The organism is Carboxylicivirga fragile (assembly GCF_050589805.1).
GTDB lineage: Bacteria > Bacteroidota > Bacteroidia > Bacteroidales > Marinilabiliaceae > Carboxylicivirga > Carboxylicivirga fragile.
Window position 1 is genome coordinate 1 of record NZ_JBNGOY010000083.1, and the last position, 10,472, is coordinate 10,472.

Genomic DNA, 10,472 nt, shown 5'->3' on the forward strand with positions numbered 1-10,472 from the left:
GGGGTCTAATTTGAAATAAAAAACCAAACGCCCAATAAATGGGCGCTGTAGAAGAGAATTTTATGAATCCCGACTTTAGTCGGTTAATAGTGTTTTTTAATAAAAAATATACCTTTGCTAATTATTATGAGCCGTTAGTCATACAAGATTGTTGGTTCATAAAGAAAAGTAACCAAAAGAGAGCTATAAGCGTAATCCAAATAAGGCTTGATGAGCCTTGTTGTGATATAGAGTAAATTGAAGTGAAAAAATAGTGACCGTTAAATCAATAATGAAAAGATAATCGTTATTACTTAAGGCATTATTGCTTTTAGAATCAGAAGCTCTAAGTTTAGAATAGGAAAAAAAGTTTTATGAAGGATATATACGTAAATCAGATGTTAAGAAAATTTTTATGGCAAAGAGTTTTTACACTTTGCTTATTTATTAGTGTCTCAGTGCTGGGGTTGTTGGCGCAAAGCGGACCTGCGGGAATTGGTAATACTGATGGTAGCAATGGGCAACCTAAAGTTATTTTGTGGCTAGATGCAGAATCATTAAGTTTATCGAATGGGGATGATATTGCTACATGGAGTGATATGTCTGGTAATGGGAATGATCTTACGCAAACGGATCCGAGTTTTACTCCTATTTTTCGATCAGCTGCACTAAATGGCAAGGCTATTGCAGAATTTAGTAAATCCAACAATAGAATTAGAAGATTGAATTTTGATATGCCTCAAGATGAGAGTTCTATTTTTGTAGTTGCTAAAACATCGGATTCAGGTGAGGCCTATGTTTCTTATGCTGTGAGTAGTGATAATAATGAGTTTCTGCTCTTTGATGCTGCAGCACTTCGTAGTTACATAAGCGGATCTAATGTAGCTAGTTCTAAGGTTTTTGATACAGGTAATTGGCATGTTTTAAGCCACACTTGGGATAATACAAGTGGTTATGCAAATGTTTATAAAGATAACGATGTACCTTCCGCAAATTCTGTCAGTACAACATTAGTTGAGCAACTTGGATGCTTCGCTATTGGTGGAGAACAAGACGCCGTAGATGGAGGTTATGATGCGGCTCAGGCATTTACTGGTGATATAGCTGAAGTTATTGTCTATGATAAAAAACTAAGCATTGCAGAAGTAGCCATTGTTAATAACTATCTTAATCTTAAATACGCAGCATTAGATACAGATTTTCCAATTGCAAATGATGGATTTAATAATGCCAATGCAGGAGCTCATATAAATGACTTTGGAGGTACTGGTGTTGAAAGTGATGGAGCTTCTATCACGTATTCAACATCTGGACTTGAATTGCAAAGTGATAATTTGTCTTCAGGAAATTATGTATATGCTGCTCATAACGGAGTTGTAAATAACTTAACGAATATTCAAACAGGCCTGACAAATGCGGATGGGGCTTGGGGACGTAGCTGGTATGTGCAACGAATTGGAAGCTTTGACCCGCAACTAACATTTAACCTTGATGGTTTTGAGAATGGGAAATACTTCTCTTCAACAACTGACTATGTATTGCTTTATAAAGCAAGCGAAGGTGGAACATATACGGTTGTATCATCAGTAGCTAGTTTGAATGGTTCAACAAAAATAACTTTTACAGTTGATGATGGAATTTGGAATGATGGTTATTATACCTTAGGATCTACAGATCTCTCTTCAGCTCCACTTGAAGGTGTTGAGGGGGTAACGTATTATGCATGGCTTAATGATGATTGGGATAATTCAGACACCTGGTCTACACAAGAAAATAGCCACGTGCCTAATGGTTTAACGCCTACTACCTCACCAACTTCAGCCATTGATAAAGTGGTTATTAAAAATGGTGTTACGGTTAGTATAAGTACGAATAATAAATCAAACGCTATACTTGAGGTAAGAGGTACATTGAATCTCCAGTCCACTATAGGTCATAGCTGGGATAAAATCAATGGTATTGGCCGTATACTTTTGGAAACAGATGAATTTCCGGCAGGTGATGCAACGCGTTTTGTTAGTGCAGGAATGGATGAGGGAACAGTTGTTTATAAAGGTACTGGTTTTGATTTCTTAACTGCACGTGAGTTTTTTAATCTGGAAATAGAATTATCTACCTCAACTGATGTTCTGACCCTTTTAAATGATATTTCTGTCAACGGTAACTTATATATTAAAAGAGGTATATTAAATATTAATAATGCTTCTGCAACAAATGCACTTAATATAGATGTAGATGGTAATCTTTGGGTGCAAAGCAATGGATCAATTACTACCGGAACGGCAGATGCACGTCATCAATTAAATCTCTATGGTGATTTTACCAACAATGGCTCAGTGCGTTTTACCAATCGAACATCTCAAACGGTTGGGAGTGAAGCTACGGATGGTATAGTTGACTTTAATCTTCTTAGTACATCTTCCGATCAGGCTATCCAATTGAATGGCATAAGTAATTTTTACAGGATTGAAATAGATAAAGGGATTGACCAGACTTATATTGCGTCGATAGATGCCGATGATGCCAGTTATTTTAATTTATTTGGTTATGCTAATCAAAACCATACAGGAGACCTACCTTATCGCTCAACGAATGATAATGCTCTTGGTTTAGTAGCCGGGACTGTTAAATTAGGTGCAAACATTAGTATTCTAACCTTAAGTAGCAATGGTAATTATGATATACCAGAAAGAGCAAGGTTGTGGATTGATGGTGCAACTGTATTAAATAACAGTGGTTCAGCTACAGTTCCTTATGGTACATTTCAGATCTCTGGTGGATTGTTTGAGTCCAAAGTGTCAAGCGGAATAACGACTCGCAAAAATGGTTTGATTAAAGTTGAAGGTGGTATTGTAAATACTAATGTAATACGTACCTCGGTACTAGGTTCAACAAATGTTGGAGGCTATGTTCAAAGTGGTGGCACTATGAACTTAATAAGTGGTTCAATGAGTAGTAGTTACTATCGCTTTAGTATGACCTATCCCGGTAACGTATTTAATATGAGTGGTGGAACATTGAATATTCAACAGTCCGGTGGGCTCGGTGGTATATTTGTAAATTCTGACCCACAGAATATTAATGTAACAGGCGGAACGGTAATATGTAATGTAAGTACAGGAAGTGATTTCAATATCACATCAAAGGCTCCGTTCTATAATCTTCGATTAACCAATAGCGCTGGTAACACAAATAATCATGTTTTATCAAGTGCTTCCAATGTAGGAGGGTCTGAAAATGTAAGTGCACAACCATTGGTAGTACTTAATGACTTAAGTATTGAAACAGATGCCTTTTTATACCATAATGGTGAAGATATAAGCGTTGGGCGTAATTTCTCAATTGCAGAGGATGCTCAAAAGCAAACAGAGAATGGTACAAATAATTATGGACTGTGGTTTAGAGATAATGCAAGTGCGCATAATACTTTGACCTTTAACGGAACGGGAGATGGTGAATTTTACATTGGGCACAATGTGGATGATGCATATGAATTGTATTTATATAATGTAGTTGTTAATAAACCGGAAGCAAAAAAACTAACCTTAACTGGAGATACAAATAAGGAAGCTTCCAATGTTGGGACAGATTGGCATGCCCGATTATTTAGAGTTTTCAATAATATGTCAGTGGAATCTGGTCTTTTTGATCAAGGAGAGCATGCTATAAGGTTATATGGGCCATTAAATGTGAGCTCTGGTGCTCAATGCGGAGTGTATGAAGATGGTGTGACACATATTGATGCCTTAATTATGTTTAAGGATGCCAATATTGAAATAAACACCGAAGATGGAGCTATTCTTGGAAATATTAAAATGAATCCTGCTCCTAATACAGAGATCGTGTCGCTTACGAGTGATGTGATTATTAAGCGTATCAGTTATTATCATGGTAGAGTAAATATTGGATCACATAATCTAAAAGTGGATTATATACATCGTGGAGGTAGTACTAATCCCTATCGTGTTTCAGATGGTAATGCTAATACTGAAATGATTTTTGGAGCTGGCAATGCTTCTGATGGTGGGTTATCAGTTTTAATACCTGAAGGAACAGCTGACAATTCAAATCTAGCCTTCCCAATAGGTGTTTTGGGTAAGTATACTCCGGTAAATGTAAATGTGGCAAATGTGCCTACTGGTGGCGGATATTTGACAATAACTCCGGTTGATGCCGAGTTGCAAACAACAAATATTGCAAATGGTGGGAATATGCTGTCATATTATTGGAAACTTACTAATGCTGGCTTTACAACAAGTCCTGATGTTAAGTTTGTTTTTACTTACGATGAGGCTGATGTGCCAGCCCAGGAGAACCTGTTTGTTCCTGGGAAGGTATTATCTGTAGATCCTTATTCTCGCTTGTATATTGATGATGTTAGTAAGGTAGATGATAGCACAAATGAAATAACATATGATGATGGATCCGGAGGTAGATTTCCTTTGGATATAGCAAATTACACAGCAGGTAGGGAAAATCGTTTTACTGGTTCAGTATCTATTTTTTACACAAGGGATCATGGTAATTCAACAGGGACAGCAGCAAGAGAGCCGCGATGGACAGATCAAGCTACATGGACTCGAAATGATATCTTAGTCGATGCCAATGGCGACGGAACTATTGATGAAAAAGATTGGCATGATTCACGTCAGCCTGCAACTCCCAATGGTGGAGATGAATATCCTGAGGCAGGCGATATCGCTGTTATAGGTTGGGTGCCATGGACAGATACTAATAAACCTTCGCTTCAAGGTCAGCCTCATGGGGTTTGGATAGATAATACACAAGAGCAAGTAGCTGAATTGGTATTTAATCAAATGAAAGACGTCAGTGGGAATCCTACAGAAAGGGTATATCGTTCAGGGTTCCAGTTTAGACCTACTCTGTGTATTAATAACTGGAGTGGTGAGTTAACAGCAGATCTGGTTAAAGGAGAAGGAATGTTTTGGAACAGGATTGGAGATCCGGACTTTTCATTGATGGATATCGGTGATTTTGCCGCAAATGATTCTTCATATATAGTGTATGAAAACTTTAGTAATCCTCGTACTATAAATAATATTCCAGACGTAGTTCCGAATCTAGTATTAGCAAATGATGGTTGGGGTGGTAATGACTATGATATTACCATAGAAAAGGATATTACGACAAATGGTAACTTTGAAATTCTGGGGGATGCAAATATTCTTCTTCATAATGGTGCAACTGGAGATTTAAATATTGGAGAGAATCTTGTGTTCTTTCAATCTGATCCATCAGAAGGATCTCCATCCGGAGGTGGAGCTCAATTGCTTTTTGCTAATAATGGAACTGCTCGGACAGTTGATGTTGGCGGAGATATAGTTATGGATAATGATGCCAGTTTGATAGCTATTGATTCACCAACAACAGGTGGACTTGAACATAGTCTTAATGTTTATGGAAATATTTACCAAGCTTCAAATGGCGGCGGAATAGATGGTTTAAAACTTTGGACAGCTTCAAACGAAGACCGCGTTCTTTTATCTCTTATCGGGGATGAGAGTATGACTTATACTTATGTTGATGGAGATGTGCCTGACTTTTATCGAATTATAGTTGATAAAGGTACGAGTCAAACAGCAACTGCACAATTTGATGGTAACTTTACCCTAAATGGGCCAACCTCAGGTGTAGGCGTATCAAAAGCTCTAGAACTTAATAATGGAACATTTATCATAAACGATGCTTCCGTTGCTTTCGCTCTTACCTCAGGAGATGATGATTATTATATCCCAAGCTCAGCCGGTCTTCAAATTTTACAAGGAGCATTAACGGCCAATGGTAATTCCAATATAATTCTGGACGGTACATTGGATGTGAACAATGGCTCTTTGGATATGTCGGGTGGAGATAATAATATTGAATATTCTGCCTCGGGTAATGCAGTACTAGAGATTGGTACCACAGGTTCACTTACTGTTGGAGGTCAGGTGAGAGGTGCTTTAGCGGCTGATGAAGGAATACTTAAATACCGTCAAAGTGGCGGAAATGTTATTATTGGAGAATCGACGGCTTCTGAGGGAGGTCGTGGTGTTTTGGAAGTTCATAACGTTGGAAGTGAGTTTACTTTCACCGCCGGTACACTTGAAATTGTTCGACAACAAAGTTCACCTGTTCGGGCTGCATTGTATTTGCAACCTGATGTTAGCTCTGTAGGAAGTTCTATGACTATACAGCTAGGTAATGCTTCCACGCCTGCGTCACAAGAAATAGGCTTGCATTCATCAATTGCTCTTCCTAATGTTCACATTGACAATTCTAGTTCAAATAGTCCAGCCGTTAAAGTGTGGATCGAGGATTTAACCATTAATAATAACCTTGATATTGATTCGGGAGCGAGTTTTGATTGTGATGGACTGGACCTAACCATTGGAGGTAATTTAATTAATGATGGTAGTTTTACGCCTGGCGCAAATACTACAATTTTTATTGGTTCCATAGATCAAAGTATTACTGGGTCGTCAGATGTTACTTTTAATGACCTTGTGAAATCAGGAGAAAGTGAGTTAGAAATAAATGGAAATATTACCGTTGACGGGGTATTTACCTTAAATGGTTCATTATCGGATAATGACAATACGATAGCATTAAAGGGTAATTTTATCAATGATGGTAATCACATTTATGGTGGTTCAGGCTCAGGTATTATTATGAATGGAAGTTCTTTACAAAATATGTCAGGAACTGGTTCAGTTGGTAAGCTTCGTGTAAATAATATTGCAGGAGTTAAAGTGTTAGATGGATCGAATGTATTTATTAATAGTGAACTTGAATTAGAGTCAGGAGTGTTTGATATTGGTGGTAATCTCTTAACAATGGGACAAAATGCCACAATTAGCGATATTAATTCCTTTGGTGCATCTAATATGATTCAGACTACCAAATCATATGTTGACGCTGGAGTTAAGCAATTATTTAACTCGTTCTCAGGTCCTGGGACACAGGATCTGGTATTTCCGATGGGATCAAATGGCATTTATACACCAGTTGATTTTACAATTAACAGCATCACATCAAGCAATGGTAGTATTACTGTAAAAGCATCTCATGAGGTTCATCCAACAATAATTGATGATAGCGAAGCGCCGGATATTGAAATTGTGGATGAGGAAAATGCTTTGCAATTTTATTGGATATTACGAAGCGACCAGATTACTGATTTTGATGCCACGGTTAATTTTTATGGTAAAGATGAATTGGCATTAACCAATAGCCCGACTTATGAGCAGTCTGATTACATTACGGCTCGCCTCTTAAATGATGGTTCTTTTGAGTGGACAAAACATGGTCAGGATACCTATGATGAGACTACTGATAAACTAACATTTACATTTGCTGGGACAAATGATATAGGGATATCGGGTGATTATACTGCAGGAGTTGAGCCGCAAACAGCAACTAAAAAAGGGGCAATTCCTGATGAGGTTCCTGTTTATACGACTATTTCAGATGGTAACTGGGCAGATGCCATATGGTCACCTATTGCTCCAGCAGGAGGTCCGCAGGGAGCGCGTGTGGAGTTGAATCATAATGTAAGCATGTCAACTAATTTTGTTACTGCGTATACAACTACAATTAACAGTACAGGCCGACTAAGCCTAGGTAGTTCTTATGGACATCGACTAGGAGATATATACGGAACTGGTGTTCTGCACATATCGGATGGTGCGATGCCTTCAGCATCTTATAATGATTTCGTGACAGCAAGTGGAGGAACCTTCGATTTTGATGGCACATTAGATTATTCAGTATTAAGTAATTTCATCGAAGTGAATAACGTAATATTTACGGGTACAGGTGAAAGGCAGTTGCCCAATAGTAACCTTAATATTCATGGAAATGTTGAAATATCAGGGGCTGATGCTGATCTAGTCTTGGTAAACTTATATAATAAGTCGTATTACGTTGAAAAGGATATGACATTAACCACAGGAGGTTTTACTGCTGGAATTGATGATGCAACATTTACTTTTAATGGAACAGCTCCCCAAAATTTGCTTGGAGATTTTACTTCAACAAATGGGTTTAATAATTTAGAAATTAATAATGTGGCAGGGTTAACCATTGGTAATCCGGTTGAAGTAACAAATAAACTTATTCTTACTAATGGGTTAATAAATACGACTACAACTAACATATTAACTATAACAAACCCTGCTTCTTCAGGGGTGACAGGTGGTGGAGTAGGTTCATATGTTGATGGGCCTTTAAGAAAGAGAATACCAAACAATGATACTTTTGAATTTCCAATTGGAAATAATGCGCGTCTTGGTAAAGTTGGCCTTTCCAGTATTCAATCTGGAACTACAGGTATTTGGGAGGCTGAATACGTAGCAGCAAATCCATCAACCGGTGGGTATGATCCGGACATCTATCAGGCACCTATTAATTATGTTAGTAGAGGTGAGTATTGGAGAATTCTAGGTCCAGCAACAGCTGAAAGTAATGTGACAATTCGCTGGGACAATACAAGTGGTGTGTCGGTAGATGCTAATGAGCGTAACAATCTAAGAATTGTTGAGTGGAAGGACTTGGTAACAGATGAATGGCAGGATGTTGGTGATGATATTGTGGATGGAGGTGCAACAAATGGAACTATCACTAGTACTAGTTTATCAACATTTAATGAGTTAACCGAAGGTAATATATTTACATGGGGATCGATCACTCCAAGTTCTATTTTTGATTGGTTGGGTGGTGATACTGGTTTCGAAACTGATTGGTTCCGTCCGGCAAACTGGAGTCAGGGATCAGTGCCTAATATTAGTTCTGATGTTGAAATTGGGGTAACTGCTAATCAGCCGATAATTCTTGGTAATGCATTTGTTAAAGATCTAACGCTTGATCCAAGTACAGTAATAACAATGTCTCCAGGCAGTCAATTTACCATTGATGGTAATTTAATTAATAATGGATTATTGACTGTGCAAAATAACAACTCAGATAATATGTCATCTTTCATAAATAATGGAACGATTTCTGGAGTTGGAAATGAACGTGTCGAATTTACTTTTGATCCAGGGCGATATTGGTATATTGGTTTACCATTGAATGGGGCTACAGGAGGTGATTTTTATGCTTCAGATGATTCGCGTGGTTTCTTATATCAGTACGAAGGAGGCTGGTCAAAGATAGCTAATGATAGTTTTTCTTTTGATACGGAGCCATTAAGGGGATTTTCAACCGGTTTTATAAATTCTGAACTTATTACATTAGAGGGGCGTTTTAGATATTCAAACTATTCACACTCGATACAGACAGGCTGGGAATTAGTTGCGAACCCTTATCCATCATTTATTGATGTAACTATTGTGGGTGCATGGAATTTTGATGATGTAGCGGAAACGATATACACACGTACTACTCACTCAAGTGTACGCGATGTAGCTACCTACAATCTTACAACTGGAGAGTCAGTAAACGGAGGAAGTAAGGTAATTGCTCCAATGCAATCATTTTGGGTTAAAGCTAATAAGAATGGCAACTTTGGTATTAATAAAGAGGCTAGAGTCCATTCAGTAGCGAAATTAAAATCTTCAGCAACTTTATCTGATGTTTTTAGAATGAAGTTGGATAATGGATTATTTGAAGATGAATTGGCAATGGTGCTTCGCCCTAATGGCAGTCATATCTTTAGTATAGTTGATTCCGAGAAAAAGATTGATAATAACAAGGATGTCGCTTATTTGTATTCGTTGAAACAGGGTAAGCGAGTTGCTGTTAATCTTTTACCAGAAGCGGACGTTATAGAAAAAGTTTCACTTGGCTACAAGGTGGATTCAGATTGGACTGGTAGTTTAATTCTAAAAGCTACTAACTTAGGAGATTTCGATGCTGATATCCCTATTTTCTTAGAGGATAAGCTGCTTAAGATCTTTGTTAACCTTAGAGAAGAAGGTCAGTATGAGTTTAATCCGACTATAGCTCAAAATGAAGAAAGGTTTGTAATTCACTTTACAGACGCTTCTATAGCAACGGATATTGATGAGCATCAAGCCCCAAATGATTCAGGAATTCGGATATGGGGTGATCTTATAAATGGCTATGTGCATATTTCGGATGAATTACTTAATGAGTCAGAATCTGATGGTCGAATTAACATTTATAGCATGAATGGCATATTGATAAAAACCATTCCTTTTGAAGGTTTGAAAACAAGTTTTGTTTTACCAGAGATGGCCGGTGTCTATATTATAGAGGCAAGAGTTGGAGATGCTAGGCAAACTCAAAAGATCGTTAAGGAAGTTAATTAAGGAAATATAGATATTAAGCAAAGCGGAAGGCTGAGAATTTATTTTCTCAGCCTTTCGTTGTTTGCAGCAGAAAATAAAAGTGTAGTGTGATTTTGTCTGCGTATTTCTATCTGTAATGATTAAACCTGAATTATTCATTAGGAATCATTTTTTTATGATGAACTAATGGATCCATGAAGGTTAACCCCGATTTAGAAAATCACCATTTTGGTATTTTCA

The 10,472-nt window shown here is 37.5% G+C and carries 1 protein-coding gene; it reads left to right on the forward strand.

Annotated elements, in window-relative coordinates; genetic code table 11:
• The first annotated feature begins 353 nt into the window (after nt 1-353).
• The gene (locus ACRD7B_RS21985) at nt 354-10,253 is read left to right on the forward strand and encodes a DUF8693 domain-containing protein (protein WP_430826822.1); all 9,900 of its coding nucleotides are present in this window, start codon (nt 354-356) and stop codon (nt 10,251-10,253) included.
• Nucleotides 10,254-10,472: the final 219 nt, after the last annotated feature.